At 70.4% G+C, this 26,343-nt stretch carries 25 protein-coding genes; 18 read left to right on the top strand and 7 right to left on the bottom strand.

Features of this window, described 5'->3' with window-relative positions:
• The first annotated feature begins 11 nt into the window (after positions 1-11).
• From ACLIME_RS07405 to ispG, 4 genes are all read left to right on the top strand, one after another.
• Positions 12-1,220, top strand: coding sequence for a sensor histidine kinase (locus ACLIME_RS07405; protein ID WP_411558544.1), 1,209 nt, complete (start codon positions 12-14; stop codon positions 1,218-1,220).
• The gene (locus ACLIME_RS07400; protein WP_411558543.1) at positions 1,217-1,876 is read left to right on the top strand and encodes a response regulator; all 660 of its coding nucleotides are present in this window, start codon (positions 1,217-1,219) and stop codon (positions 1,874-1,876) included. Before ACLIME_RS07405 ends, ACLIME_RS07400 begins: the two co-directional genes overlap by 4 nt.
• A gap of 134 nt (positions 1,877-2,010) precedes the next feature.
• Positions 2,011-2,349: an SHOCT domain-containing protein gene (locus ACLIME_RS07395; RefSeq protein WP_411558542.1), complete on the top strand. Its 339-nt coding sequence runs from the start codon at positions 2,011-2,013 to the stop codon at positions 2,347-2,349.
• A gap of 76 nt (positions 2,350-2,425) precedes the next feature.
• Entirely contained in the window at positions 2,426-3,586 is a 1,161-nt protein-coding gene (ispG, locus tag ACLIME_RS07390; protein WP_064295337.1) for a flavodoxin-dependent (E)-4-hydroxy-3-methylbut-2-enyl-diphosphate synthase, read from the top strand.
• A 45-nt stretch (positions 3,587-3,631) separates the two neighbouring features.
• Here the strand turns inward: ispG and ACLIME_RS07385 are convergent, their stop codons facing one another.
• The 3 genes from ACLIME_RS07385 to ACLIME_RS07375 are packed head-to-tail and all read right to left on the bottom strand — an operon-like array spanning position 3,632 to position 7,165.
• Complete coding sequence (locus tag ACLIME_RS07385) at positions 3,632-4,942, bottom strand: DUF6716 putative glycosyltransferase (RefSeq protein WP_411558541.1); 1,311 nt, start codon at positions 4,940-4,942, stop codon at positions 3,632-3,634.
• Positions 4,943-4,970: 28 nt separating this feature from the next.
• Complete coding sequence (locus tag ACLIME_RS07380) at positions 4,971-5,900, bottom strand: N-acetylneuraminate synthase family protein (protein ID WP_124769572.1); 930 nt, start codon at positions 5,898-5,900, stop codon at positions 4,971-4,973.
• Positions 5,897-7,165: an acylneuraminate cytidylyltransferase gene (locus tag ACLIME_RS07375; protein WP_137243279.1), complete on the bottom strand. Its 1,269-nt coding sequence runs from the start codon at positions 7,163-7,165 to the stop codon at positions 5,897-5,899. Before ACLIME_RS07375 ends, ACLIME_RS07380 begins: the two co-directional genes overlap by 4 nt.
• 198 nt (positions 7,166-7,363) lie before the next feature.
• On the opposite strand from ACLIME_RS07375, the gene ACLIME_RS07370 reads away from it, so the two are divergent.
• Genes ACLIME_RS07370 through ACLIME_RS07340 form a run of 7 tightly spaced genes read left to right on the top strand, consistent with a single transcriptional unit; the run spans position 7,364 to position 14,639 of the window.
• A complete protein-coding gene (locus ACLIME_RS07370; protein WP_064295340.1) occupies positions 7,364-8,365 on the top strand; it encodes an AAA family ATPase in 1,002 nt (333 codons plus the stop codon).
• Between the two features lie 4 nt (positions 8,366-8,369).
• Positions 8,370-9,260, top strand: coding sequence for a DUF58 domain-containing protein (locus ACLIME_RS07365; protein WP_236555491.1), 891 nt, complete (start codon positions 8,370-8,372; stop codon positions 9,258-9,260).
• A complete protein-coding gene (locus tag ACLIME_RS07360; protein ID WP_079002737.1) occupies positions 9,247-9,714 on the top strand; it encodes a hypothetical protein in 468 nt (155 codons plus the stop codon). Before ACLIME_RS07365 ends, ACLIME_RS07360 begins: the two co-directional genes overlap by 14 nt.
• Complete coding sequence (locus ACLIME_RS07355) at positions 9,705-10,703, top strand: vWA domain-containing protein (protein ID WP_137243278.1); 999 nt, start codon at positions 9,705-9,707, stop codon at positions 10,701-10,703. Before ACLIME_RS07360 ends, ACLIME_RS07355 begins: the two co-directional genes overlap by 10 nt.
• Positions 10,700-11,740, top strand: a complete 1,041-nt coding sequence (locus ACLIME_RS07350) for a VWA domain-containing protein (protein WP_411558540.1) — start codon at positions 10,700-10,702, stop codon at positions 11,738-11,740. Before ACLIME_RS07355 ends, ACLIME_RS07350 begins: the two co-directional genes overlap by 4 nt.
• On the top strand, positions 11,737-12,840 hold the full coding sequence (locus ACLIME_RS07345) for a hypothetical protein (RefSeq protein ID WP_411558539.1): 1,104 nt from the start codon (positions 11,737-11,739) through the stop codon (positions 12,838-12,840). Before ACLIME_RS07350 ends, ACLIME_RS07345 begins: the two co-directional genes overlap by 4 nt.
• 41 nt (positions 12,841-12,881) lie before the next feature.
• Complete coding sequence (locus tag ACLIME_RS07340; protein ID WP_079707162.1) at positions 12,882-14,639, top strand: proline--tRNA ligase; 1,758 nt, start codon at positions 12,882-12,884, stop codon at positions 14,637-14,639.
• A 47-nt stretch (positions 14,640-14,686) separates the two neighbouring features.
• Here the strand turns inward: ACLIME_RS07340 and ACLIME_RS07335 are convergent, their stop codons facing one another.
• The 3 genes from ACLIME_RS07335 to ACLIME_RS07325 form a co-directional block, all read right to left on the bottom strand.
• Entirely contained in the window at positions 14,687-15,613 is a 927-nt protein-coding gene (locus tag ACLIME_RS07335; protein ID WP_411558537.1) for a hypothetical protein, read from the bottom strand.
• A gap of 99 nt (positions 15,614-15,712) precedes the next feature.
• Positions 15,713-16,393 (bottom strand): response regulator transcription factor, encoded by a 681-nt coding sequence (locus tag ACLIME_RS07330; RefSeq protein ID WP_064295346.1) that lies wholly within the window; start codon positions 16,391-16,393, stop codon positions 15,713-15,715.
• On the bottom strand, positions 16,390-18,057 hold the full coding sequence (locus ACLIME_RS07325; protein ID WP_411558536.1) for an ATP-binding protein: 1,668 nt from the start codon (positions 18,055-18,057) through the stop codon (positions 16,390-16,392). Before ACLIME_RS07325 ends, ACLIME_RS07330 begins: the two co-directional genes overlap by 4 nt.
• Before the next feature lie 249 nt (positions 18,058-18,306).
• Between ACLIME_RS07325 and nusA the strand changes: the two genes are divergently transcribed.
• The 4 genes from nusA (at position 18,307) to rbfA (ending at position 23,195) form a co-directional block, all read left to right on the top strand.
• On the top strand, positions 18,307-19,308 hold the full coding sequence (gene nusA / locus ACLIME_RS07320) for a transcription termination factor NusA (protein ID WP_411558535.1): 1,002 nt from the start codon (positions 18,307-18,309) through the stop codon (positions 19,306-19,308).
• 5 nt (positions 19,309-19,313) lie between these two features.
• On the top strand, positions 19,314-19,583 hold the full coding sequence (locus ACLIME_RS07315) for a YlxR family protein (protein WP_159879155.1): 270 nt from the start codon (positions 19,314-19,316) through the stop codon (positions 19,581-19,583).
• Between the two features lie 350 nt (positions 19,584-19,933).
• A complete protein-coding gene (gene infB / locus ACLIME_RS07310; protein WP_240773690.1) occupies positions 19,934-22,639 on the top strand; it encodes a translation initiation factor IF-2 in 2,706 nt (901 codons plus the stop codon).
• A gap of 118 nt (positions 22,640-22,757) precedes the next feature.
• Complete coding sequence (gene rbfA / locus ACLIME_RS07305; RefSeq protein WP_079707157.1) at positions 22,758-23,195, top strand: 30S ribosome-binding factor RbfA; 438 nt, start codon at positions 22,758-22,760, stop codon at positions 23,193-23,195.
• Positions 23,196-23,348: 153 nt separating this feature from the next.
• On the opposite strand, the gene ACLIME_RS07300 is transcribed toward rbfA, so the two are convergent.
• On the bottom strand, positions 23,349-24,233 hold the full coding sequence (locus tag ACLIME_RS07300) for an A/G-specific adenine glycosylase (RefSeq protein ID WP_307783492.1): 885 nt from the start codon (positions 24,231-24,233) through the stop codon (positions 23,349-23,351).
• Between the two features lie 38 nt (positions 24,234-24,271).
• Between ACLIME_RS07300 and ACLIME_RS07295 the strand changes: the two genes are divergently transcribed.
• The 3 genes from ACLIME_RS07295 to ACLIME_RS07285 all read left to right on the top strand — a co-directional run bounded on the left by ACLIME_RS07295 (position 24,272) and on the right by ACLIME_RS07285 (position 26,312).
• Positions 24,272-24,946, top strand: a complete 675-nt coding sequence (locus ACLIME_RS07295) for a uridine kinase (protein ID WP_071262341.1) — start codon at positions 24,272-24,274, stop codon at positions 24,944-24,946.
• A gap of 65 nt (positions 24,947-25,011) precedes the next feature.
• Positions 25,012-25,947: a tRNA pseudouridine(55) synthase TruB gene (gene truB, locus ACLIME_RS07290; protein WP_411558534.1), complete on the top strand. Its 936-nt coding sequence runs from the start codon at positions 25,012-25,014 to the stop codon at positions 25,945-25,947.
• Entirely contained in the window at positions 25,944-26,312 is a 369-nt protein-coding gene (locus ACLIME_RS07285) for a hypothetical protein (RefSeq protein ID WP_064294504.1), read from the top strand. The genes truB and ACLIME_RS07285 overlap by 4 nt, the downstream gene beginning before the upstream one ends.
• Positions 26,313-26,343: the final 31 nt, after the last annotated feature.

The raw sequence follows: 26,343 nt of genomic DNA, 5'->3' as shown, positions 1-26,343 counted from the left end.
AGCATGCAGGGATGGCATCGGTCGAGACGGGTTCGGCACCCTGGACGACGCCGAGCGATCGCCGACCCGGACGCCCCGTCTGGCGCCTCTGGGCGCCGGTGGTGGTGTCCTTCCTCGTCCAGGTGCCCGCGACAGCGGTGCTCGCCCTCCACGGTTCCTTCGGCCCGGGTGCCGGTGCCTCGGGGTGGTCCCGTTCCTCGGCCGTCCTCCTGGCACTCGCCGGCGTGCTCTGCCTGCTCGCTGCCAGGCGGTCGCCCGGGCCGACGGTCGCGGCGGTCGCCGTGCTGTCGAGCGCCTCGATGCTGACGGGTCCCACCTGGGGTCCTCCCGCCGTGGCGCTGGCGTTCGCCGCGGGTTCCGGCATCGTCCGTGGAGCGCGCGGCTGGACCTATCCGTCGCTGGGACTCGGGTGGGCGCTCGCCCTGACCGTCGCGCTCGCCGTCGGTTGGAAGGTGTCGGGCTTCCGTGTCGGGGCCACGACCGCCCTCGTCATCGTCGCCGTCCTCCTCGCCGAGGGACTCCGCACCCGGCGCGAACAGCTCGACGCGGATCGCCGGCGTCAAGGTGAACGCCGGGCGTCAGCCGCGCAGGAGGAGCGCGTGCGCATCGCCCGTGAGCTGCACGACGTGGTCGCCCACTCGCTCGCGCAGATCACCGTCCAGGCCGGCATGGGCCTGCATCTCATGGACACCCAGCCCGAACGTGCCAGGGAGGCTCTGACGAACATCAAGGGGTCGAGCAAGGCGTCGCTCGACGAGGTCCGTGGCCTCCTCGACGTCCTCCGTGGTGCCGATGCGGCCCAGGATCCCACGACCGGCGCGCCGAGGCGACCGGGGCCGGATCTCGAGGCACTACCAGTCCTCGTCCAGTCCCTCCGGGACCAGGGCGTCGACGCGGTACTCGAGCTGCGCCTCGTCTCCACGCCCGGCGCGGCCGTGCAGCAGGCGCTGTACCGGATCGCGCAGGAGAGCGTCACGAACGTCCTCCGGCATGCGCGGGCCGGACGGGTGTCCGTCGAGCTCGTCGAGGTCGACGGGTCCTACCGGTTGCTCGTGGAGGACGACGGGGTCGGTGCCCCACCCGGCCCCGCGGAGCACGGCAACGGCCTCCTCGGCATGACCGAGCGCGCCGAGCTCCTCGGCGGCACCCTCGAGACCGGGCGGCGTCCGCTCGGCGGCTTCCGTGTCACGGCCCGGGTGCCGGTCCGAGGCGTCGCATGATCCGCGTGGTCGTCGCCGACGATCAGGCCCTCATCCGCGGCGGATTCCGCGCCCTCCTCGATGCGGAGCCCGACATCGCGGTCGTCGGTGAGGCGGCCGGTGGGGACGAGGCGCTCATCGTCGTGCGTCGGGAACGACCGGACGTGGTGCTCATGGACATCAGGATGCCCGGAGGCGACGGCCTGGCCGCCACCGAGGCCATCGTCGCGGATCCGGCGCTCGGGGCCACCCGCATCATCGTCGTCACCACCTTCGAGCTCGACGAGTACGTCGCGCAGGCGATCCGGGCAGGCGCGAGCGGCTTCCTCGTGAAGGACACCGAGCCGGCCGAGCTCATCCGGGCCGTCCGAGTGGTCGCGTCGGGTGACGCCCTGCTGTCGCCCGGGGTCACGAGGCGGCTGCTCACCCAGGTCGCCGGAGCGATCGCCGCGCCGCTCGACGACGCCGCGATCGCCGGGCTCACGGAGCGCGAACGCGAGGTGCTGGGTCTCGTCGGACGCGGACTCACCAACGAGGAGATCGGAGGGGCGCTGTTCCTCAGCGCGCTCACGGCGAAGACCCACGTGTCGCGCATCATGTCGAAGCTCGCCGCGCGCGACCGGGTCCGGCTCGTCGTCATCGCCTACGAGACCGGGCTCGTCAGTCCCGGCGTCTGAGCGCCGGGTGGTCGTACTCCCGGGGGAGTGCGGTGATCCGTCCCGTCGTCGGATGCCCTCGGCCGTCATCCGGAGGAGGCTCGGGGTCGTGATGCGGACGACGGTCGTCGTCCGCCCGACGAACGGAGTCCTCCATGTCCACCTCCCTGATCGTGCTCGCCGCGACCGCCATGCATCCCGGCGGTCCCGGGCCGGGCTTCCACCTCCTCTGGCTGCTGCTCATCCCCGCGTTCTGGATCGCCGTGATCGTCCTCATCGTCGCGCTCGTCGGTCGGCGGTGGCGTCGCCGAGCCTGGTCCGGGGCGTCCCCGGACGGCCACCAGGGCCCGCCGTGGGCCTGGCGTCAGGACGGGGCCCGGAGCGCCGAGCAGACGCTCGCCGAGCGCTTCGCCCAGGGCGACATCGACGAGGTCGAGTACCGGGAGCGGCTCGGCGTCCTGCGTGCGAATCGCGAGGCGCCGCCCGCGCGCTGACCGTGGATCGCGACGTCCCAGCAGGCATTCAGCTCACGGGGAGCCTGCGGGGCGTCGCGCGCGTAAGCTGAGGCTCGTGGTAGCTATCAATCTGGGTCTTCCGTCGGTTCCCGAGACGCTCAGCCCGCGGCGCAAGTCGCGACAGATCAAGGTCGGCAAGGTGCTCGTCGGCGGCGACGCCCCGGTGAGCGTCCAGTCGATGACGACGACCCAGACGACCAACATCAACGCGACCCTCCAACAGATCGCCGAGCTCACGGCCTCGGGTTGCGACATCGTCCGCGTGGCCGTCCCGACCCGCGACGACGCCGAGGTGCTGCCGATCATCGCGAAGAAGAGTCAGATCCCGGTGATCGCCGACATCCACTTCCAGCCCGCCTACGTCTACGCCGCGATCGACGCAGGGTGCGCGGCCGTCCGGGTCAATCCCGGCAACATCCGGAAGTTCGACGACCAGGTCGGCGAGATCGCCCGGCGCGCGAAGGCCGCCGGCGTCTCCCTCCGCATCGGTGTCAACGCCGGTTCCCTCGACCCGCGTCTGCTGCAGAAGTACGGCAAGGCGACCCCAGAAGCGCTCGTCGAGAGCGCCGTCTGGGAGGCGAGCCTCTTCGAGGAGCACGACTTCCACGACTTCAAGATCTCCGTCAAGCACAACGACCCGGTCGTCATGGTGAAGGCCTACCGGCTGCTCGCCGAGCGCGGTGACTGGCCGCTGCACCTCGGCGTGACGGAGGCCGGTCCCTCCTTCCAGGGCACGATCAAGAGCGCGACCGCCTTCGGCATCCTGCTCTCCGAGGGCATCGGCGACACCATCCGTGTCTCGCTCTCCGCGCCGCCGGCGGAGGAGATCAAGGTCGGGCTGCAGATCCTGCAGTCGCTGAACCTCCGCGAGCGCAAGCTCGAGATCGTCTCCTGCCCGAGCTGCGGGCGCGCGCAGGTCGACGTCTACAAGCTCGCGAACGACGTGACCGACGGCCTCGAGGGGATGAGCGTCCCACTGCGCGTCGCGGTCATGGGCTGCGTCGTGAACGGCCCCGGAGAGGCACGCGAAGCCGACCTCGGCGTCGCGAGCGGCAACGGCAAGGGCCAGATCTTCGTCAAGGGCGAGGTCATCAAGACGGTGCCGGAATCGGAGATCGTCGCGACGCTCATCCAGGAGGCCAACCGTCTGGCCGCCGAGATGCCCGCCGACGACACCTCCACGGGTGCTCCGGTGGTGACGGTCGGCTCCAACTGAGCCTGGAGCGCCGCCCGACCAGTCTCCGGTCGAGCGGCGCTCCCGTCAGCGGGCCGTGCGGTGACGAGCCCCGTGCGGAGCGCGCACCGGCGTCTCCGTCTCGATCGGCGCGAGCCGACGGGAGGGGATCGGTTGGCGCTCGGCCGGCTGGACGCCACGAGCGCGACGGACCAGACGGCGAGCGATCTGCAGTGGCCGACCGATGACGAAGGCGACCGTGCCCAGCGCGCTCGTGTCGGCCCGCCCGAACGCCCGACGCCGCTCCCAACCGGTGCGGAGCATGCCGCCGCGACTCTGTCGTGCCCGAGGACGGATCGGCAGGGTCCCGAGGTCGCGCGCGGCGAACGCCTCCTCCGACCGCTGGATCCAGTCGTCCTCCAGGGCGGGGTGGAAGTAGTTCTGCTGCAGCCAGTCCGGGTTCGGGTGCCGGAACCGGGCGGCCATGAGGTCGTCCTTGGAAGCCAACAGCCCGCTGCCCTCGAAGACGGTGTTGATGAGTGCCGGGTCCACACCGAAGTCGTCGAGCAGGATGACCGGGACCCCGGCCGCGATGGCCTCGATCGCGGCGGTGGAACTCACGGTGACGAGCCCGGCCGCGTGGCCGAGGTGGACCGCCATCGACCCGGTGGCGACCCGCAGGTTGTCGGGTGTCGGACCGGTCAGGAGGGTGTCGAAGGGGTAGTGCTCGTGATGGGTCTGCGGGTCGCCGGCGAGGCCGCGCACCTTGATCACGACGTCGAGGTCGCGGTGCCGGTTCGCGAGGGTCCGCAGCCAGGACAGGATCCGGAGCCGGTCGCCGCGATCGGCCGGGACGGTGGCCTGGGCGGCGAAGACGACCCGGGTACGCGGGGCGGGCTCGGCCGGTGACTCGGTCGCCGTGTCCGTCAGGAACGGCAGGGTCGCGAGCGCGAACGCCGGTTCGACCCCGTGCGTCAGCGCGAGTTCACGGTAGGCGGCGACCTCGCGATGGCTGTGCAGGACGAAGACGTCCGCCTGCGCGCGGAGGAAGATCCCCTTCCACTTCGCCGGGATCGAGATGCCGGGCAGACCGGTGAGCAGCACCGGGCGGGTGGCGCGCCCGAGCGCGAGGAGTTCCGAGATGACGACCTCGGCGACCGGGCCACGTGTGGAGACGAACACGCCGTCCGGCTGCTCGGTCCGGATGAGGTCGACGAGTCGTCGGAGCGACAGGCGACGAACGGTCCGCCCCTCGAACGCCGTGTGGAGCAGGGCGATGTCCACCTGCCGGTCCGTGGCGGACACGTCGCTCTCGATGAGGACGAGGTCGACGTCCCAGCCGGTCGCGCGGGACAGGGTGGCGGCGCCCCACTTCACGAAGGAGTCGGAGTCCACCACCCCGATCACCCGACGGCGGGGCCGATGATCAGGCATCGACCCTGCGCAGCTTCGCGAGCGGGGCGAGTTCGCCGGGGAAGATGCGCTTGACGCCGTCGCCCATGGCGGTCTCGATGACCCGGATGTCGCGGACGAGGTTCGAGAAGCCGTGCGGTTCGAGCGATGCGGCGTGGTCCGAGCCCCACATGGCACGGTCGAGCGTGATGTGGCGTTCCACCATCGTGGCCCCGAGGGCGACCGCGGCGAGGGAGATCTGCAGACCGGTCTCGTGGCCGGAGTACCCGATCGGCACACCGGGGTACCGGGCGGCGAGGCTGTCGATCATCCGGAGGTTCGCCTCTTCGGCGGGCAAGGGGTACGTGGAGGTCGCGTGCAGGATGACCAGCGGCGAGCCCCGGAGGATCTCGACTGCGCGGTCGATCTGCTCGAGCGTCGACATGCCGGTCGAGAGGATGATCGGCTTCCCGGTCGCGGCGAGACGGGTCAGGAGGCCCGAGTCGGTCACGGAGGCGGACGCGACCTTGTGCGCGCTGACGCCCAGGTCCTCGAGGAAGTCGACCGACGGTTCGTCCCACGGGGAGGCGAACCAGCTGAGGCCTCGCAGGGTGGCGTGATCGCCGATCTCGATGTACTGCTCACGGTCGAACTCGACCCGGTAGCGGTAGTCGAGGTAGCTCATCTCACCCCACGGCGTCTGCCGCGGGACGTCGCGCATGTGCGCCGGCGTCGAGATCTCCGGCGTGCGCTTCTGGAACTTGACGGCCTGTGCGCCGGCGTCGGCGGCCACGTCGATGAGTCGCTTCGCGAGCTCCACGTCGCCGTTGTGGTTGAGACCGATCTCCCCGATGACGTACGCGGGGGCGCCGCCGCCGACGGGGATGCCGTCGATGCGCACGGGAGACGGCTGCGTCCGGCCGTCGAGGTCGGTGGTGTCGTTCGCGTCCTGGTGGATGCTCATGGTCGTGCTCCGTTCGATTGCAGCGTGGACAGCTTCAGGGGGTCGAGGGTCGCGCGTGCGGCGAGGACGAGGTCGGCGAGTTCGCGGACGGCCCCGTCGCCGCCTCGGCGTTCCAGGACGAGCCGGGAGACGGCACGGGCCTCCGGGTGCGCATCGGCGACGACGACCGGCCAGCCGACGATCTCGAGGGCCGGGATGTCGTTGACGTCGTTGCCGAGGTACGCGATGCGGTCGAGTGGGACGCCCTTCGCCGTCGCCCAGTCGCGGAGCGCGGTCGCCTTGTCGGCCGAGCCGTACACGACGTCGACGCCGAGCTTGGCCGCGCGTGCGGCGACGATCGGGACCCGCTCGGTCGACAGGATCAGGAACGGCAGCCCGGCCTCGCGCAGCAGACGGACGCCGAGGCCGTCACCGCGATGGACGCTCACCCGTTCGACCCCGTCGGCGTCGATGCTGGCGCGGTCGTCGGTGTGGACCCCGTCGAAGTCGGTGACGACGGCGTCGACGTCGAGGTGGTGCTCCGAACGCTCGGAGCCCGACGGGATGCCCAGCTGACGTTCGGCGAGTCCGGCGATCGCCTCGGCGACGAGCAGATCCTCCGGTTCGTCGATGTCGAGCGCGGCGAAGGACCTGGTGACAGCCGGCGCGATCCGGCCGAAGAAGCGGTGCCGGGCCTCGAGGAAGCCGTCCGTGTCGAAGACGTAGAACGAGCCGGTCTCGCGGTACTGCGGGGCGCGGTCCTGTCGCCGGGGCCGCTCGCGGTGGTCGTGACCGATCCCTCGGGCACCCTTCGTCTTCTCCGTCCAGAGGAATCCGTGGTCGAGCACCGCGGCGAAGACGGAGTCCGCCCGCCCGGAGGAGACCAGGGCGACGGCGTCGTCGAGTGCTTCAACGTCGAGGAAGGGCGACGTCGCCTGCGCGAACACCGTCACGGGGGTCAGCTCTCCGCGCTCCGCGAGGACGCCGAGCGCGTGGAGGAGCGCGGCCTCGGAGGAGGTGCTGTCCTCGGCGAGTTCGGCCGGCCGGTCGATGACCTCGGCACCGGCGGCGACGGCGGCGGCGGCGAGGTCCGGGTGATCGGTCGTGACGACCACGCGCGAGACGCCACCCGACCGCAGCAGCCCTTCGACCGATCGCGCGATGAGGGTGCTCCCGCGGACCGTCCTGAGGTTCTTGCGGTGGATCCCCTTCGAACCGCCCCTGACCGGGACGATCGCCGTCGCGCCGTCGGTCTCCGGGTGCCTCCCGTGCGCTGCAGATGTCATCGATCCACGGTAGGAAGCGGCGGTGGACGCGAGGGGGACGGTGGGCGAACGGCGGCCGACGCCCTGGTGGCCATCCGGTGGCCGACGCGTCCGAGCTCCGGATCTTCACACGTAGACTGTTCGGACCGCCGGGTTCCACCAGGCGGATCCGCGTTCGACGGTCATCCGTCCGGACCGCCAGCCTCGCCAGGGAGACCAGTGACCGTGACGCCGAGCACCCCCATCGCGCCAGCCGAGCTGCAGCGGGCCCGCAGCATCCTCTCCGAGATCGTCGGTGCCTACGATGCGAAGGTGGTCGGCCAGCAGGGCCTGCGCACCACCCTGCTCGCGGCGCTCGTCTCGGGCGGACACGTCCTGCTCGAGAGCGTCCCAGGACTCGCGAAGACGACCGCGGCGGAATCGATCGCCCAAGCGGTGAACGCCTCGTTCAAACGCATCCAGTGCACCCCCGACCTGTTGCCGAGCGACATCATCGGCACCCAGATCTACGACGCCCGCACGGGCGCGTTCCAGACCCAGCTCGGGCCCGTACACGCGAACTTCGTGCTCCTCGACGAGGTCAACCGGTCGAGCGCGAAGACCCAGAGCGCGATGCTCGAGGCGATGCAGGAACGCCAGACCTCCATCGGCGGCACGCACTATCCGCTGCCGAAGCCGTTCTTCGTCCTCGCCACGCAGAACCCCATCGAGCAGGAGGGCACGTACCACCTGCCCGAGGCGCAGCTCGACCGCTTCCTCCTCAAGGAGGTGCTCGACTACCCGACGATCGGCGAGGAGGCCGAGATCGTCCGTCGGGTGAACTCCGGGCTCTACGAGACCGACCAGGACCGCCCGGGGGTGAGCCTCGAGGACGTCCTGTTCCTGCAGTCCCTCGCCAAGCGGGTCTACCTCGACGCATCGATCCTCAACTACATCGTCCAGACGGTCTACGTCACCCGCCACGCGAGCGACTACCTGCCGCCGAAGCTCGCGAGCTACATCGAGTACGGGGCGAGCCCGCGCGCCAGCATCGCGTTCAGCACCGTCGCGCGGGCGCTCGCGATCCTCGCCGGCCGCGACCACGTCATCCCCGAGGACGTCAAGGGCTACCGCCACCAGGTGCTGCGGCACCGCATCATCCTGAACTTCGAAGCCGCGGCCGACGACGTCTCGCCCGAGACGATCATCGACGCCGTCTTCGGAGCGGTCCAGGCGCCGTAGGCCCGTGTCAGCCCCGCTGCTCCACCGGGTGAAGTCCAAACTCTTCATCCACGCCCACCGCCGCGTGCGGGGGATGCTCGACGGCGAGTACCGTTCCGTGTTCCAGGGCAGGAGCCTCGACTTCGACGACCTCCGCGAGTACACCCCGGGCGACGAGATCAAGGACATCGACTGGAAGGCGACGGCCAGACACGGCGCTCCACTCGTGAAGCGCTACATCGCCACGCGGAAACACCAGGTGCTGTTCGTCGTCGACACGGGTCGTGATCTCGCGGCGCTCGCCGAGGGTGGGAGCACCAAACGCGAGGTCGCCATCCTCGCGGTCGGCATCCTGGGATACCTCGCGATCCGGCACGGCGACCTCGTCGGTCTCGTCGCCGGCGATGCCGCCGCACCGGAACTCGTCCGACCCGCCGGCACCGAATCGGCACTCGAGCGCCTGCTGCAGCACATCGACCGGCGTGCGTCGCTCGCGGCACCCCAGAGCGATCTCGACGAGTTGCTCGGCTACGCGGCACGGTCGGTCAAGCAGCGCTGTCTGCTCGTGATCGTCTCGGACGACGAGGAGATCACGCCGAAGCGGTCGGAGATCCTCCGCCGCCTGCACGTCCAGCACGAGGTGCTCTGGATCTCGGTCGGCGACGCCGACCTCATGCGGGCGGAGTACACCGGTCGAGCGATGGTCGACGTCGCCGACGAGCGGTCCCTGCCTGCCTTCATCCGGTCGGACGACGCGCTCCGTCGTGAGTTCACCGAGGCCGTCACCAGCGCCACCGCCCGACACCTCGACCAGCTCGAGGAACTCGGCATCAGCGGTCAGCGCGTGACCGGAGCCGACGACGTCGTCCCCGTCCTCTTCCACCTCCTCGAGGCCCACCGACATGCCCGGCGATAACGGCTACTACGCACCGGTCCAGTACACGCTGCTCTGGCCGGTGCTCGGACTCGTGCTCATCGCGCTCGTGATCGGGTGGTACGTCTGGATGCTCGCCCACGTGCGCCGTCGCGCGCGCGGGAGCGCGCCGCGCCCGGCGCCGCAGCCGTCGCCGACCGTCCTGCGCGACCGCTACCTCGCACTCATCGGCGAGATCGAGCGCGAGCACGGGGACGGCGCCCTGAGTACGCGGCGCGCCCACCAACGGCTCGGCGCGATCCTCCGGATGTACGCGCACGAGTCCAGCGGCGTCCGCGCCCAGGTCATGACCCTCGCAGACCTCGATCGCGCCGGACTCGCGCCACTCAGTCGTGCCGTGTCGGCCTACTACCCGGTCGAGTTCCGCGAGGCCGAGACGGGCAGCGTCGCCGAGGCCGCCACGCTCGCCCGCCAGGTGGTGACGACGTGGAGCTGATCTACTGGTGGATGCCGCTCGTCTGGCTCCTCGCCGTGGCCGCGGTGGTCGCCGTCGTCGTCCTCGTGGCCCGCACCGGGCGGCGCCGGAAGGCGAACGCCGAGCCCCTGTGGGTCGCGCACTCCGAACGGCTCACCGCGCTCCCCGGTTACCGTCGCGCGCTGTCGCGGTACCGGCGCCTCATCATCGCGACGATCGCCGCGCTCGGGGTGCTGCTGCTCGCCGGCACGGCCCTCGGGTCACGCGTGGTGAGCACGACGGTGTTCCAGCCCGAACTGCGCAACCGCGACATCGTGCTCTGCCTCGACGTGTCCGGGTCGATGACGGAGTACGACGCCGCGCTGGTCGGGGTGTTCGAGAAGCTCGTGCAGCGGTTCGACGGTGAGCGGATCGCGCTCGTCCTGTTCAACGCGTCCGCGACCACGTACTTCCCGCTGACGAGTGACTACGACTACGTGGCAGCGCAGCTCGACCACCTCGTCGAGGACCTCACCTCGCCGGAGAGCGACTACGAGTACTGGAACGGCACCGATCTCGGGAACGGCTCGTCCCTCATCGGCGACGGTCTCGGGTCCTGCGTCATGCGGTTCGACCAGGTCGGCGAGGAACGGTCGCGCTCGATCGTGCTCGCGACCGACAACTACGTCGCGGGCGAGCCGATCCTCACGCTCAAGGAGGCCGGCGCCTACGCGAAGGCGCAGGACGTGACGGTGTACGGGATCAACCCCGGCGACGTCTCCAGCAAGGACTACCTCGACGACCTCGCCGCGGAGATGGACGAGGTCGTGACGTCCACCGGCGGGGACTACTACGCGCTCGCCGACCCCGGCGCGGTCGGCGGCATCGTCCAGCAGATCACGGCGGAGCAGACGAAGACGCTGAAGGGCGCCAAACAGCTCGTGCAGGTCGACGAGCCGTTCGTGTTCGTGCTGGCGGCGTTCGGCGGCCTCGCGGCGCTCATGCTGCTCGCCTGGAGGTTGCGCCGATGACCATCACCCCCGTTCTGCCGATCTGGGCCGTCGCCGTGCTCGGCACCGTCCTCGCGGCCTTCGCCGTCTGGCAGTTCCTCGCCGGGGTGCGGCGGCCAGGAGCCTGGCATTGGATCGCCCGACTGGCCATGGTCGTCGTGCTCGTGATCATCGCCCTCCGACCGACCATCCCCGGCAACCATCGCCCACCGTCCGCGATGGGCGACCTCGACGTCTACTTCGTCGTGGACACGACGAGCTCGATGGCTGCCGAGGACTGGCCGGACGAGACCGCGTCGGGGACGGACGAGAACGGCGCCCCGAAGCCGCCGACCCGACTCGACGGTGCGAAGGCCGACATCACCGGTATCGCCGACCGGCTGGCCGGTGCCCGATACGCCCTCGTGACGTTCGACGCCGTGGCCGTCCAGCGCATGCCCCTCACGACGGACGCGACGGCGCTCCGGTCGGCTGCGGAGGCGATGACGCAGGAGATCACCACCTACTCCCGCGGCAGCAGCATCGACGCACCGGTGGAGTTCATGACCACGCTGCTGACCCAGGCCGAGGAGCAGGAGCCGGGTCGGAACCGGATCATGTTCTACCTCGGTGACGGCGAGCAGACGAGTGGCGCGGCCCCCGGGTCGTTCGAGAGCATCGCACCGCTCATCGGCGGCGGTGGCGTGCTCGGCTATGGGACCGAGGCCGGTGGGACCATGCGCGAGTTCTCCGGATACCAGGACGGCAGCGTCCGCTACATCCAGGACTACTCGACCGGTGAGCCCGCCGTGTCCCGGCTGGATCCGGGCGCACTCGAGACGATCGCGTCGCAGCTCGGCGTCGAGTCGGAGATCAGGACACCGGGTGCGTCGCTCGACGACGCACTCGACGGCCTCGCCGTCGGCGGCGTCACCGTCGAGGACGAGGTGGACATCCGGCGCACCGATGAGCTGTACTGGGTGTTCGCGCTCGGGTTCGGTGTGCTGCTCCTCACCGAGCTCCCCGGCCTGGTCGGCGCGCTGGGCGAGCTCCGACGGACGAAGGGTGGGCAGGCATGACCCTCTTCGATGATCGGACCCGCACCGACCGGTCCGACGATGCGCCGCGCAGCCCTGAGCCACGGCCACGACTCGAGGAACCGCGGCGTCCGCCGCTGGCCCCGGCCGAGGTCGCCCGGTTGCGCCGTCGGCTGTTCTGGTGGTCCCTTCCGCTGGTCCTCGTCGCCCTCGTCGTCGGGGTCAAGTTCGTGAGTCTGCCGGTCGTCGCGCAGTCGGCGATCGCCGAGTACCGCGCCGAGGACTACTCCGGGGCGCAGTTGAGCGCGGGCCACCTCTTCACGGCGAACGTCGTCGAGCCGTGGATCGCCTGGTTCGACCGGGGCACCGCGGCCGCGGCCGGACAGGACTGGGTGCAGGGGGCCGACGACCTCGGCAAGGCGCTCGAGCTCGCGCCGACGGAGGAGACCGCCTGCATCGTCCGGGTCAACCTGGCGCGCGCGTACGAGACCCAGGCAGACGAGTACGTGAAGGGCCAGTTCTTCCAGGGCGCCATCAACCTCTACGACACCGCGAAGCGCATCGTCGACGAGGGCGAGGGCTGCTTCGAGGGGGAGTCCCAGGATCAGAACGAGGACCCGCAAGACTCTCAGGACCCGCAGGACCCCCAGGACCCGCAGGACCCGCAGGACCCGCAGGACCAGGGTGATCAAGGTGGTCAAGGAGGTCAGGACGACCAGGGCGGTCAAGGTGACCAGGGGGACCAGGGCGATCAGGGTGACGAGGGTGACCAGGGCGATCAGGGTGACGAGGGTGACCAGAGCGATCAGGGCGGAACCGGGCAGCAGCCCGACGTGATCGATCCGAAGGGCACGCCCGGTGAGAACCTGCAGGACACCGGCGATCGCATCGACCGCAAACGTCAGGATGCGACCGACCAGCGCGACCGGTCCGGCGGGCAGGGCCAGCAGGATCCTTCGAACGGGGGACAAGGCGACGGCGACTCGAGCGGCTCGAGCGGTACCGGTGACAGCGAGGTCGACGGGAAGGTCGACAAGTTGAAGGACGCCGGCCAGGACGCCCAGCAGGACAAGTCGACCGAGGACGCCAAGAACCGCGGTCGGAACAACGACAACGGGAACTTCGCCGATCGCCCCTGGTAGCGGTTCCGGGCTGCCTGCGTGTGACGGACTAGCATGGACAGGTGGTTACGCGCCTTTCGAATTACTTCCTCCGTACGCTCCGTGAAGACCCTTCCGACGCGGAGGTGACGAGTCACCGCCTGCTGGTGCGGGCGGGGTACATCCGACGCCAGGCGCCGGGTGTCTTCGCCTGGTTGCCGCTCGGGTTGCGGGTGAAGAACAAGATCGAGGCCATCGTCCGCGAGGAGATGGCGAACGCCGGCGCGTTCGAGGTGCACTTCCCCGCGCTCCTGCCGCGCGAGCCCTACGAGGTCACCGGCCGGTGGGAGGAGTACGGCGACGCCCTCTTCCGCCTGCACGACCGCAAGGGTGCCGACTACCTGCTGGCGCCGACGCACGAGGAGGTCTTCACCCTGCTCGTGAAAGACCTGTACTCCTCCTACAAGGACCTGCCCCTGTCGATCTACCAGATCCAGGACAAGTACCGCGACGAGGCCCGTCCCCGGGCAGGCCTCCTGCGCGGTCGTGAGTTCACGATGAAGGACGCCTACTCGTTCGACGTGTCCGACGCCGGGCTCGACGCGAGTTACCAGGCGCAGCGCGACGCCTACGAGCGCATCTTCACGCGGCTCGGCTTGGAGTATGAGATCGTGCAGGCCGACGCCGGAGCCATGGGCGGTTCGCGGAGCGAGGAGTTCCTGCACCCCACCGCGGTCGGTGAGGACACCTTCGTGCGTTCGGCCGGCGGATACGCCGCCAACGTCGAGGCCTACACGACCGAGGTCCCGGAGGCCCGCCCCATCGAGGGTCTGGCACCCGCGACGGTCTTTGATTCGCCGAACACCCCGACGATCTCGACGCTCGTCGACCTCGCCAACGAGCGACACCCGCGCGACGACGGACGGGCCTGGACGGCCGCCGACACGCTCAAGAACGTCGTGCTGGCACTGCGGCACCTCGACGGCACGCGCGAGCTGGTCGTCATCGGCCTGCCGGGCGACCGCGACGTCGACCTCAAGCGTGTCGAGGTGGCCTTCAGCCCCGCGGAGGTGGAGGCCGCGACCGAAGCGGACTTCGCCGCGAACGCCGGGCTCGTCAAGGGCTACATCGGACCGTGGTCCCCGCAGGGGCCCGTCCTCGGTGAGGAGTCGGCAACGGAGATCCGGTACTTCCTCGACCCGCGGGTCGTCGACGGCACCGAGTGGATCACCGGCGCGAACGTCGATCAGCAGCACGTCTTCGGCCTCGTCGCCGGGCGCGACTTCACCGCCGACGGCTTCGTCGAGGCGGCGGAGGTCCGCGCCGGCGACCCCGCGCCCGACGGCTCCGGACCGGTCGAGCTCGCTCGAGGCATGGAGATCGGACACGTCTTCCAGCTCGGGCGCAAGTACGCCGAGGCGCTCGGACTGAAGGTGCTCGACGAGAACGGCAAGCTCGTCACGGTGACCATGGGCTCCTACGGCATCGGGATCACGCGCATCCTCGCGATCATCGCCGAGGGCAACAACGACGAGCGCGGTCTCATCTGGCCGAAGGCCGTCGCCCCGTTCGACGTGCACGTCGTCGCAGCAGGACGCGACGCGGCGATCTTCGAGGTGGCGGAGGAACTCGTGGCCTCGCTCGAGGCGAGCGGGAAGGACGTCCTCTACGACGACCGCACCGGCAAGGTGTCCCCGGGTGTCAAGTTCGGCGACGCCGAGCTGATCGGCGTGCCCGTCGTGGTGGTCGTCGGTCGCGAGGCCACCGAGGGCTTCGTCGAGCTCTGGGACCGGGCCGCCGGCACGAAGGACCGGGTCGCGATCGCCGACCTCGCCCTCTGAGCCGCGAGAGCGCAGTAACGGTCGTCTTCCTGTCGGGATGACGACCGTTACTGCGCTCTCGCTGCGTGGAGGTGCCGGATCCGCCGGATGAACTGTTGCCGGCGGACGAAGAGGTCGTCGGCGGTGACGCGGATCACCCGCCACCCTGCATCTTCAAGCAGTTCCCGCCGATGGATGTCGTTCCGGAACCGGTGGCGCTCGGTCCGGTGGTAGTCGCCCTCGTATTCGTACAAGAGTCGCGCGGGGATGTCCGCGAGGTCCGGGTGAAGCGTCAAGCCCCCGTGATCGACGACGACGGGGTGTCCGACGAGCGGTTCGGGAAGCCCCGCTTCGACGACGGCGAGGCGGAGGAGTGATTCGGGACGGGAGTCGACGCCGGTCCTGACCAGCGCCGCGGCCCATCTGAGGGCAGCTGCCCCGCGTCGTCCCCGATGCTCGAGGGCCGCCTGCCGGAGATCGGCGACGGAGGCGAGCACGCCGGTCCGATCCGTCCCTGACCGCACCCCGGACACGATGCGGTCCCCGACGGCGACGAGCTCTTCCTGTGGCAGGACATCCGCGAGCGAACGCCAGGTGTCGAGTGCGGCGGTCACCGGGTGTCCATGGGCGAAGGCGACGGCGGTCTCGGCGGCCAGGCGATGTCCGACGATGCCGCGCGCTCGGGGCGGTGTCGTCCCGTCACGTGCACCGACATGGAGCTCCGGCGCGGAGGCGACCCGCGGTGGGAGGGGCAGGTCGAGGAGCAGTGCGGCGGTGACGTGGCTGAAGACCCGCGAGCGTCCCAGGAGCGGTTCGTACGCACGGCACCGTCCGCGCACGGTGTCGAGATCGACGCCGACCGTCCGCACGCCTCGATGCGGGGCCGAGAGATCCCGCCCCCGCAGACGTCCGATCGACTGGCCGTGCAGTCCGACGTCGTCGGTCGTGAACGCGCGGCCGACGAGATGCGCGGGCAACGGTCGAGGGGGTCGCATCCCCATACCTTCGCAAGCCGGCGAAATCCTGCCCCAGCGTTGTCCACAGCCGCGCGCGAGAGCGCAGTAACCGTCGCCATCCGCGGGGAATGACGGCCGCTACTGCGCTCTCGTGCTGAGGCGGTAGCCGGCTCCGCGGACCGTCGCGATGGCGTCCTTGCCGATCTTGTTCCGGAGATACCGCACGTAGACGTCGACGACGTTCGAACCGGGATCGAAGTCGTAGCCCCAGACCCGGCTGAGGAGTTCCTCCCGGCTGAGGATCTGGTCCGGGTGGCGGAAGAACTCCTCGGCCAGGGCGAACTCGCGGGTGGACAGCTCGACCGGCACACCGTCGACGAGGACGCGCCGTTCGCGCAGCTCGAGCTCCAGATGACCGACCGACAGCCGTTCCTGGACGGCGGTGGTCGACGCCGGTGCCCGCTCCGCCAGGCGTCGGCGGATCCTGGCCAGGAGCTCCTCGAACCGGAAGGGCTTCGACATGTAGTCGTTCGCCCCGCCGTCGAGGCCCGCCACGAGGTCTCGCGCGGAATCGCGGGCGGTCAGGATGATGACGGGGAGTTCGCTGCCGTCGTCGCGCAGCCGCCTGAGCACCTCGAAGCCGTCGACGCCGGGGAGTCCGATGTCGAGGACGAGCAGGTCGAAGTCGCCGCTCTCCGCCAGCTCGACGACCTGTGATCCGTCGACCGTCACGTCCGCCGTGTGGCCGGCGGCACGCAGGCCCTTGCTCACGAACGCGGAGATCCGCGTCTCGTCCTCGGCGACCAGGATCCGGCTCATGCGTGGTCCTCAGGCGCACTCCGCCGAGCCGAGGTGTCGACGAGGTCCGGGAAGTCGTCCTCAGGGGACGGTGCTCGCGAGCGCGGTGGTGCGTCGTTCGCGGGGCGTGCATCGCCGGGTGTCGGCCCGGCCTGCATCGCCGCGGTCGTCTGCGCCGCAGCGGCGTCCTGAGCAGCTTGCGCCTCTCGCAGCGCGATCGCCTGGGCCATCGCGCTGCGGGGGATCGCCGCGGTCTCGTCCGGGTCGAGGTCGAGGTCAGCGTCGGACCCCTCGTCGTCGTCCGCCACCGCGAGCGGCAGTCGGATGCTGAAGAGGGAGCCGGCCCGTCGGGTGTCCTCGACCTCGGCCCACCCGCCGTGTGCCGCGGCGATCGCCTGCACGATCGACAGGCCGAGGCCGGAGCCTGCGACACCCCGTCCACCGCTCACCCGGGTGAACCGGTCGAAGATGCGTTCGCGGAGCGCCTCCGGCACCCCGGGCCCGTCGTCGGCGACGGAGAGCACGAGCGCCGGGTCGTCCGACTCGTCGAACCGGCTCGAGATCACGATCGTCGACCCGGCCGGGGAGTACTTCGCGGCGTTGTCCGCGAGCTGCAGCCAGGCCTGGGCCAAGCGCCCGGCGTCGACATCCGCGGTGAGTGCGGCCTGCTCGCCCAGGGTCCACTCGTGCTCGGGCGAGATCGCCGTGGCCTTCTCATGGACCGAGGCGGTGAACGCCTCGATGTCGACCGGTTCCCGGTCGAGGGTCGACGCGAGTCCGGCCGTCGAGAGCTCCGTGATGTCGGCGACGAGGGAGCTCATCCGGTCGAGTTCGTCGAGGGCGAGGTCCCGGGTGGCGGCCACCTCCGCGGGGTCGGACGGATCGAGGAGCTCGAGGTGTCCGCGCACGATGGTCAGCGGCGTCTTCAGCTCGTGGCCGACGTCGTCGAGCAGCTGGCGTTGACTGGTGAAGGCCTCGTCGAGCCGGTCCAGCATGCTGTTCACGGTCGTGGTGAGCTCCGAGACGTCGTCGCGACCGACGACCGGGATCCGCTCGTCGAGGTCCGACTCGGTGATGCGGGCGGCGGCGTCCCGCAGCAGTCGGATGGGGTGGAGCAGTCCACCCGCGAGCTGCCAGCCGACGAGGCCGAGCAGGAGCAGGCACACCACGGCGACGACGATCTCGACGGCGAGGATGCCTCGGGACTCCGCGAGTGCCGCGTGCACGTCGGTGGCGATGACGACGTGGGCGACGTTCGGGTCGCCGACGACCTGCACCGGGATGATCGCGTACCGCACGGTGCGGTCACCGGTGGCCTCGCCCGTGACGACGCCGCGGGACGACCGGGCCGTGATGGTGTCGAGCAACTGCGGGTCGTCGTCCAGGCGGAAGGCGGACGGGGCGCTGGGCGCGACCGTCGAGCCGTCGGCGCGCACACCGATGGCGGTCTCGTCCTCGGCGAAGATCCATCGTCGCATCACCGCGTCGACGGCCGCGTCGCTCGTCGCCGGGGCCTCGGCGGAGTCCCCTGAACCGACCACCATGAAGGCGATGAGCTCGGCGCTGTGCTCCAGGCGGGCGTCGATGGTCGCGAGTGTCTGCTGCCGGCCGAGCGTGTAGGTGGAGACGCCCACGAGCGTCATCGCGAGCGTCGTCGCGAGCAGGATCGCGACGAGGATCCTCACCCTCGTGCTCCGCATGACGTTCCGCAGCTCGCCCAAGACCATTGGGCAATCATGTCACCCGCCCCGAGACGCGGTCGAGCCGGGAGCGGGACCCTCGAGGACGCGCGGGGGCTTCCCAGCTGGGTGGATGACGTACCCCTCGGCATCCGGTACCGTAGACAGACGGGTTCGGCAGCACGGCAGCAGCATGCCCGTCGTGCCGCTGCACGTCTTGCCGCGGCACCACCAGTTGAATAGAGGAGGCCATCGATGGACATCGATCTCGGTTTGTTGAAGTCGATCGAACGCGAGAAGGAGATCCCGTTCGAGGAGCTCGTCGTGATCATCGAGCAGGCCATCCTGAGTGCGTACCTGAAGAGCACCGAGGGTACCGACACCACGGCGCGCGGCGACGTCCCGGCAGCGCGGGTCCAGCTCGACCGCAAGACCGGCCACGTCGGGGTGTTCGTGCCCGAGTTCGACGACCAGGGTGTCCTGATCGGTGAGGCCGAGAGCACGCCGGACGACTTCGGCCGCATCGCCGCCTTCGCCGCGAAGCAGGTCATCTTCCAGCGGCTCCGCGACATCCAGGACGACGCCGTCCTCGGTGAGTTCAAGGGTCGCGAGGGCGACATCATCGCGGGCGTCATCCAGCAGGGCCCGAACCCGCGCATGATCCACGTCGACCTCGGCACCATCGAGGCGATCCTCCCGCCCGAGGAGCAGGTGGCCGGTGAGGAGTATCCGCACGGTGCGCGCATCCGCGTGTACGTGACGAGCGTGACGAAGGGCCTCAAGGGTCCGCAGATCACCGTCTCGCGCACCCACCCCGGACTCGTACGGAAGCTGTTCGCCTTGGAGGTCCCGGAGATCGCCTCCGGCATCGTCGAGATCGTCTCGCTTGCTCGCGAGGCCGGACACCGGACCAAGATCGCGGTGAAGGCGAACGACCCGAGCATCAACGCCAAGGGCGCCTGCATCGGTGAGCTCGGGCGTCGTGTCCGCGCGGTCACCGACGAGCTGGGCGCCGAGAAGATCGACATCGTCGACTACTCGCCCGACCTGCCGACGTTCGTCGCGAACGCGCTCTCGCCGGCCAAGGTCACGAGCTCGTACGTCATCGACCAGTCACTGAAGGCCGTCCGGGCGCTCGTGCCGGACTACCAGCTGTCGCTCGCGATCGGCAAGGAGGGGCAGAACGCCCGTCTCGCCGCCAAGCTCACCGGCGCCAAGATCGACATCCAGCCGGACTCGATCCTCGAATCGGACTGAGCCGGATGGAACCGGTGCGGACCTGCGTCGGCTGTCGCCGTCGCGAGCCGCGCTCGGCACTGCTGCGCGTCGTCGCGGTCGAGGGGGCGCTCGTCCCCGACGCCGCGGCGCGCCTGCCGGGTCGCGGATCCTGGGTGCACCCGACGTCGGCGTGCGTCGACCAGGCGGTGCAGCGTCGGGCGTTCACGAGGGCGCTCAGACTGAGTGCGGGACCCGACGCGTCGGCGGTCCGGGCCTTCGTGTCGACGGAACCGGCCGCGCCGACGGCTGAATGACGTCGTCGGGCTGGAACGACCCGCTCACGATCCGGTGGTGAGCCCGCACCCAGGGTCGGGGTGTACGATGGTGAGTGCACGCGAGAGCGCTCCGGCGCACACCGTGCTTCCCACCGCAGGTATCAGGCCCGGATCCCGGGCCTCCATCCTGCTGCCGCCCCACCCGGGTGCGGCATTCCGAGAGAACAGGCTGAACGGCTAATGGACAACTCATGAGCGGCTCGAAATGAGCACCGTCCACCACTAACGCTTGCCCCTGCCTGGGTGCAAGCTCAGACAGGAGAATTGTGGCTGCAAAACCACGTGTACACGAGATCGCATCCGAACTCGGAGTAGACAGCAAGATCGCCATGGCGAAGCTCAAGGAATTGGGCGAGTTCGTCAAGGGACCGTCTTCCAGTATCGAACCACCGGTGGCCCGCAAGCTGCGCGCCGCCCTCGAGGCCGAGGGCGCGAAGGCGTCAGCCGCCCCCGCCGCCCCGGCGAAGCGTCCGGCCACGCCCGGCGCTCCGACCCCGGGTCCCGCCGCACCCAAGGCTCCGGCCCCCGCGGCACCCGCCCCCAAGGCCGAGGCGCCCGCTGCGCCTGCGCCGAAGCAGGCCGCCCCAGGCCCGAAGGCTCCGGCCGCCCCCGCCCCTGCGGCGGAGGCACCCGCGGCCGCTGCCCCGGCGGCACCGTCCGCACCCGCTGCTCCGGCCGCCGGCGACTCGCCCTCCGGCGACGCCGCGAAGCCGGGCGGCCCCCGTCCCGGTGCTCCGCGTCCGGGGAACAACCCGTTCGCGTCCTCGCAGGGCATGGGCCAGCGCCCGACCGGCACGCCGCGTCCGGGGAACAACCCGTTCGCAGCGGCTCAGGGCATGGGTCAGCGTCCGAACCCCAGCAACATCCCGCGTCCGCAGGCTCCGCGCCCCGGCTCGCCCCGTCCGGGCGTCGGCCAGGGTCAGCGTCCCGGTGGTCCCGGTCGTCCGGGTGGCGCAGGTCGTCCCGCCGGTGGCGGCGGCTTCCGTCCCGGTGGCGCCGGTGGCGGTTTCCGTCCCGGTGGTGCCCCCGGTGGTGCACCCGCGGGTGGATTCGCGGGTCGCCCTGGTGGCGGCGGCGGTCGTGGTCGCGGACCCGGCGGTGGTACCGCAGGTGCCTTCGGTCGCGGTGGCGGCAAGAGCAAGGCACGGAAGTCGAAGCGGACGAAGAGGGCCGAATTCGAGCTGCGGGAAGCCCCGTCGCTCGGCGGTGTGAGCGTCCCCCGCGGCGACGGCAACACCATTATCCGTCTGCGTCGTGGCGCGTCCATCTCGGACTTCGCCGACAAGATCGACGCCAGCCCCGGCAACCTCGTCACCGTGCTGTTCCACCTCGGTGAGATGGCGACGGCGACGGAGTCCCTCGACGAGGCGACCTTCGACGTGCTCGGTTCCGAGCTCGGCTACAAGATCCAGATGGTCTCGCCCGAGGACGAGGACCGGGAGCTCCTCGAGGGCTTCGACATCGACCTCGACCAGGAGCTGGAGGACGAGTCCGACGAGGACCTCGCCATCCGTCCTCCCGTGGTCACCGTCATGGGTCACGTCGACCACGGTAAGACGCGCCTCCTCGACGCCATCCGCAACGCGAACGTCGTCGCCGGCGAGGCCGGTGGCATCACGCAGCACATCGGTGCGTACCAGGTCGTCGCGGAGCACGAGGGCATCGAGCGTCCGATCACCTTCATCGACACCCCGGGTCACGAGGCGTTCACCGCCATGCGTGCTCGTGGTGCGCAGGTCACCGACATCGCGATCCTCGTGGTCGCGGCCGACGACGGCATCATGCCGCAGACGGTGGAGGCCTTGAACCACGCGCAGGCGGCCAACGTGCCGATCGTCGTCGCGGTCAACAAGGTGGACAAGCCCGACGCCAACCCGGCCAAGGTGCGCCAGCAGCTGACCGAATACGGCCTCGTCGCCGAGGAGTACGGCGGAGACGTCATGTTCGTCGACGTCTCGGCTCGTGCCGGCACCGGCATCAAGGACCTCCTCGACGCCGTGCTGCTCACCGCGGACGCCGGTCTCGACCTGCGCGCCAACCCGAACAAGGATGCACGCGGTGTGGCCATCGAGGCCAAGCTCGACAAGGGCCGCGGTTCCGTCGCGACCGTCCTCATCCAGTCGGGTACGCTCCGCGTCGGTGACGCGATCGTCGCCGGTACGGCGTACGGCCGCGTCCGTGCGATGGTCGACGAGAACGGCGACACCGTCGCCGAGGCGGGTCCCTCGCGTCCCGTCCAGGTGCAGGGCCTCTCGAGTGTTCCTCGGGCCGGCGACACCTTCCTCGTCACCGAGGAGGACCGCACCGCGCGTCAGATCGCCGAGAAGCGTGAAGCCGCGGAGCGCAACGCCGCTCTGGCCAAGGCTCGCAAGCGCATCTCGCTCGAGGACTTCACCCGTGCACTCGAAGAGGGCAAGGTCGAGTCGCTCAACCTCATCATCAAGGGTGACGTCTCCGGTGCCGTCGAGGCACTCGAGGAGTCGCTGCTCAAGATCGACGTCGACGACAGCGTCCAGCTGCGGATCATCCACCGCGGTGTCGGTGCGGTCACCGAGTCCGACGTCAACCTCGCCACGATCGACAACGCGATCATCATCGGGTTCAACGTGCGCCCCGACCCGAAGGCCCGCGAGCGTGCGGCCCGTGAGGGTGTGGACGTCCGGTTCTACTCGGTCATCTACAACGCACTCGAGGACGTCGAGCAGAGCCTCACCGGCATGCTCAAGCCCGAGTACGAAGAGGTCCAGTCCGGTGTCGCAGAGATCCGCGAGGTGTTCCGTTCCTCCAAGTTCGGCAACATCGCGGGTGTCATCGTCCGCTCGGGCACGATCACGAGGAACGCCAAGGCGCGGGTCATCCGCGACGGCGTCGTGGTCGGCGACAGCCTGGCGATCGAATCGCTGCGTCGGTTCAAGGACGACGTCACCGAGGTGCGTACGGACTTCGAGGCCGGTATCGGTCTCGGCAAGTTCAACGACATCCAGATCGGTGACGAGATCGAGACGATCGAAATGAAGGAGAAGCCGCGCGGCTAGTCCGCTCGGCCGGTCCCCGTCGTCCTCCTCCGGGAGGGCGGCGGGGATTCCTGCTTGTATTGTGTGTGCAGCATCCGTCGGGCGGCCCTCCGCCCGACGGTCATCAGAGGAGGACGAGATGGCAGAGAACCCCAGGGCCCGCAAGTTGGCGGACCGCATCAAGGAAGTCATCGCCAAACGGCTCGACAAGGGCATCCGCGACCCGCGGCTCGGCTTCGTGACGATCACCGACGTACAGGTGACCGGCGACCTCCAGCACGCGAACGTGTTCTACACGGTGTACGGCTCCGACGAGGAACGCGCCGACACCTCGGCCGCGCTCGAGTCCGCCAAGGGCCTGCTGCGTGCCGAGATCGGCCGCAACATCAACACCCGGCTGACCCCGAGCCTCGACTTCTTCCTGGACGCGATCCCGGAGAACGCGCAGCACATCGAAGACCTGCTGCGCGAGGCGAAGAACCGCGACACCGAGGTGGCCGGGCTTGCCGCCGGTGCCGCCTACGCCGGCGACGAGGACCCCTACGTCAAGCCGCGCGACGTGGACGCCGAGGACTAGACACCTCGCACCAGCCCTTCGACAGGCTCAGGGACCGGGATTCCTTCATCCGGTCTCTGAGCCTGTCGACGTGCGCCCTTCGACAAGCTCAGGGACCAGGTGGGGCTCAGGGACCGGGTGGGGCCGAGGGACCGGGTGGGGCTGAGGGACCGGTCAGTCGTGGGGGAGGGCGTACCCGCCGTCGACGCGCACCGCGAGGCGGTCGGCGACCAGTCCGGCGAGTGCGCGGTCGAACTGCTCGCCGTCGGGCCAGAGCGCCCGGAGCTCCTCGTCCGTCAGTGAGCGGTGGGTCGAGCGGAGCTCGGCCATGATGATGCCCCGGACCTGTCGGTCGCTGCCCGCGAACTGCTTCTGCTTCGTCTTGACCGGTCCGTCGTAGGCCGGGTATCCCGCCGCGCGCCACGCGCACACCTCGCGGAGCGGACACTCCTCGCACCGCGGTGCTCGAGCCGTGCAGACCACCGCGCCGATCTCCATCAGCCCTGCGTTGAAGACGGCTGCCTCCGAGCGGGACTCCGGCAGGAGCGCCTCCATGGCGGGGAGGTCCGCCTTGGCGTTCGGTGGGCCGGGCTCGCCTTGGCCGCGGACGGCGCGGGCGATGACCCGTCGGGTGTTCGTGTCCACCACCGGGTGCCGGTCCCCGTAGGCGAAGACGGCGACGGCGCGGGCGGTGTAGTCGCCGATGCCGGTGAGCGCCAGGAGCTGGTCCACGTCCGACGGGACGATGCCGTCGTGCCGTTCGGCGATCTGGGTGGCCGCCGCATGGAGCCAGAGCGCTCGGCGCGGATAGCCGAGTCGGCCCCAGGCGCGGACGGCTTCGGCCGGTGGTTCGGCCGCCAGGTCGGCGGGCGTCGGCCAGCGCCCGAGCCACTCCTCGAGCCGCGGGATCACCCGGCTGACCTGCGTCTGCTGGAGCATGAACTCCGACACGAGCGTGCCCCAGGCGGGGAACCCCGGGCGTCGCCACGGGAGGTCGCGCGCGTTGGTGCGGAACCATCCCGTCACGAGCGGGGCGAGGTCGGAGGGTTCGGGCGGCACCGCACCAGCCTACGATCCGCGCGGGTAGGCTCGGCGCCATGAAGCTCGTCACGACACCACGGATCGAGTTGCTCCGGCAGCTGCGAGACCAGTTCCAGCGGGACTACCCACGAGGCCGCACCCTCATCGCGGTGGACGGCGTCAGCGGCTCCGGCACGGCGGCGTTCGCCGACGGACTGGCCGAGGTGTTCGACGAGGCCGGACGCGCGGTGTTCCGTGCCTCGATCGACGACTTCCACCGTCCTCGCGAGGAACGGTACGCGCGGGGGCGGGACTCGGCCGAGGGCTACTGGCTCGACTCGTTCGACTATTCGCTGTTCCGCCGGGTGCTCGTCGAACCCTTCCGCCTGGCGGGCAGCGCCGGCTTCCAACTCGTCGGGTTCGACGAGCAGCGCGACGTCGGCGCTCCCTTGCGTTGGACGACCGGCCCGCAGGACGCCGTCCTCATCGTCGACGGCGTCTTCCTGAACCGTCCCGAGCTCCGCGGCCTCTGGCATGCGTCGGTCTGGCTCGACGTCCCGATGGCGACGGCCTACGAGCGGCTGCACGAGCGCCTCGGCGTCGACGCGGACCCGACGGCGCCGTCCAACGCACGCTACGTGGGCGGGCAGGCGCTTTACCGCAAGGACGACGACCCGACGGCGCGGGCGACCGCCCTCGTGGACAACACGGACGAGCGGCACCCACGGCGGATCTTCGCCGACTTCTGCTGAGCGCCGCCGCCCAGGGGGTGCTCCGGGCGCCCGGCGGCGCCGACCGCCGCTGGTACCGTTGCAGGGTGGTCGAGAACAGCACAGCAGCACCCGGGTCGGCGTCCGCCCGTCCCGGTATCCTCCTCATCGACAAGCCGCAGGGGTACACCTCCCACGACGCGGTCGCCCGGGTGCGACGGCTCGCCGGCACGCGCAAGGTGGGGCATGCGGGAACGCTCGACCCCATGGCCACCGGGCTGCTCGTGTTGGGCACGCGCTCGTCGACCCGACTGCTGACGTTCATCGTCGGTCTCGACAAGGAGTACACGGCGACCATCCGCCTCGGCGAGGCGACCTCCACCGACGACGCCGAAGGTGAGGTCACCGAGCGTGCCGACCAGGCCGCGGTGGCAGCGGTGGACGACGACGCGATCATCGCCGCGATCCGTCCGCTGACGGGCGACATCGAGCAGGTGCCGAGCACGGTGAGCGCCATCAAGGTGGGCGGGAAGCGCGCCTACGCCCTGGCCCGCGAGGGGATCGAGGTGGAGCTGAAGTCCCGTGCGGTCACCGTCAGCGCGTTCGACGTGCTGGCCATCCGTCGGGATGGTGCGGCCGTCGACGTCGACGTCCGGGTCGTCTGCTCCTCCGGCACCTACATCCGCGCCCTCGCCCGCGACCTGGGGGCTTCCCTCGGCGTCGGCGGCCATCTCACCGCGCTTCGCCGGACCCGGATCGGACCCTTCGACGTCACGGACGCGTCGACGATCGACGACCTCGACGTTGAGACGGCGCTGTTGCACCCGGCCGACGTCGCGAAGCGCCTGTTCGGTGCCCTCGAGCTCACGGAGCAGGAGGCGGTCGACCTCGGCCACGGGAAGCGGCTCGAACGCGAGCTGCCGGCCGGCCACACCGGTCCGATCGCCGCCGTCGCGCCGGACGGCCGACTGGTGGGGCTCGTCGAGCGCCGTGGCGGGTCGCTCAAGTCGGTCGTGAACTTCCCGGCGGAGGAATCGGCATGATCGAGTGGTTCACCCTCGCCCAGATCGCGGTCGCGGTCGTGGCCGGGCTCCTCTGCATCGTGCTCGGGTTCGCCGGGCGCGCGCCGAACGACCTGACGATGGGGGCGACGGCACTTGTCGAGGTCCTCCTCATCGCGCAACTGGTGGTGGCGATCGCCGCGCCCGCGTTCGGGAACACCGCCACGGGGAGTGTGCCCGAGTTCTACACCTACCTCGTCTCCGCGATGATCCTGCCGATCGCCGGCGGGTTCTGGGCGCTCGTCGAGCGCACCCGATGGTCGACGGTCGTCCTCGGCGTCGTTTGTCTCGCGATCGCGGTGATGCTCTACCGCATGGAGCAGATCTGGACCGTCCAGCTCGGCTGACCGACGGCGGCGGAGGACGACGGCACCGCAG

Source organism: Plantibacter sp. MPB07 (assembly GCF_046619465.1).
Lineage (GTDB): Bacteria > Actinomycetota > Actinomycetes > Actinomycetales > Microbacteriaceae > Plantibacter > Plantibacter auratus.
Note: the sequence above shows the minus strand (reverse complement) of the source record. Positions and strands in the feature narration are given on the sequence as shown.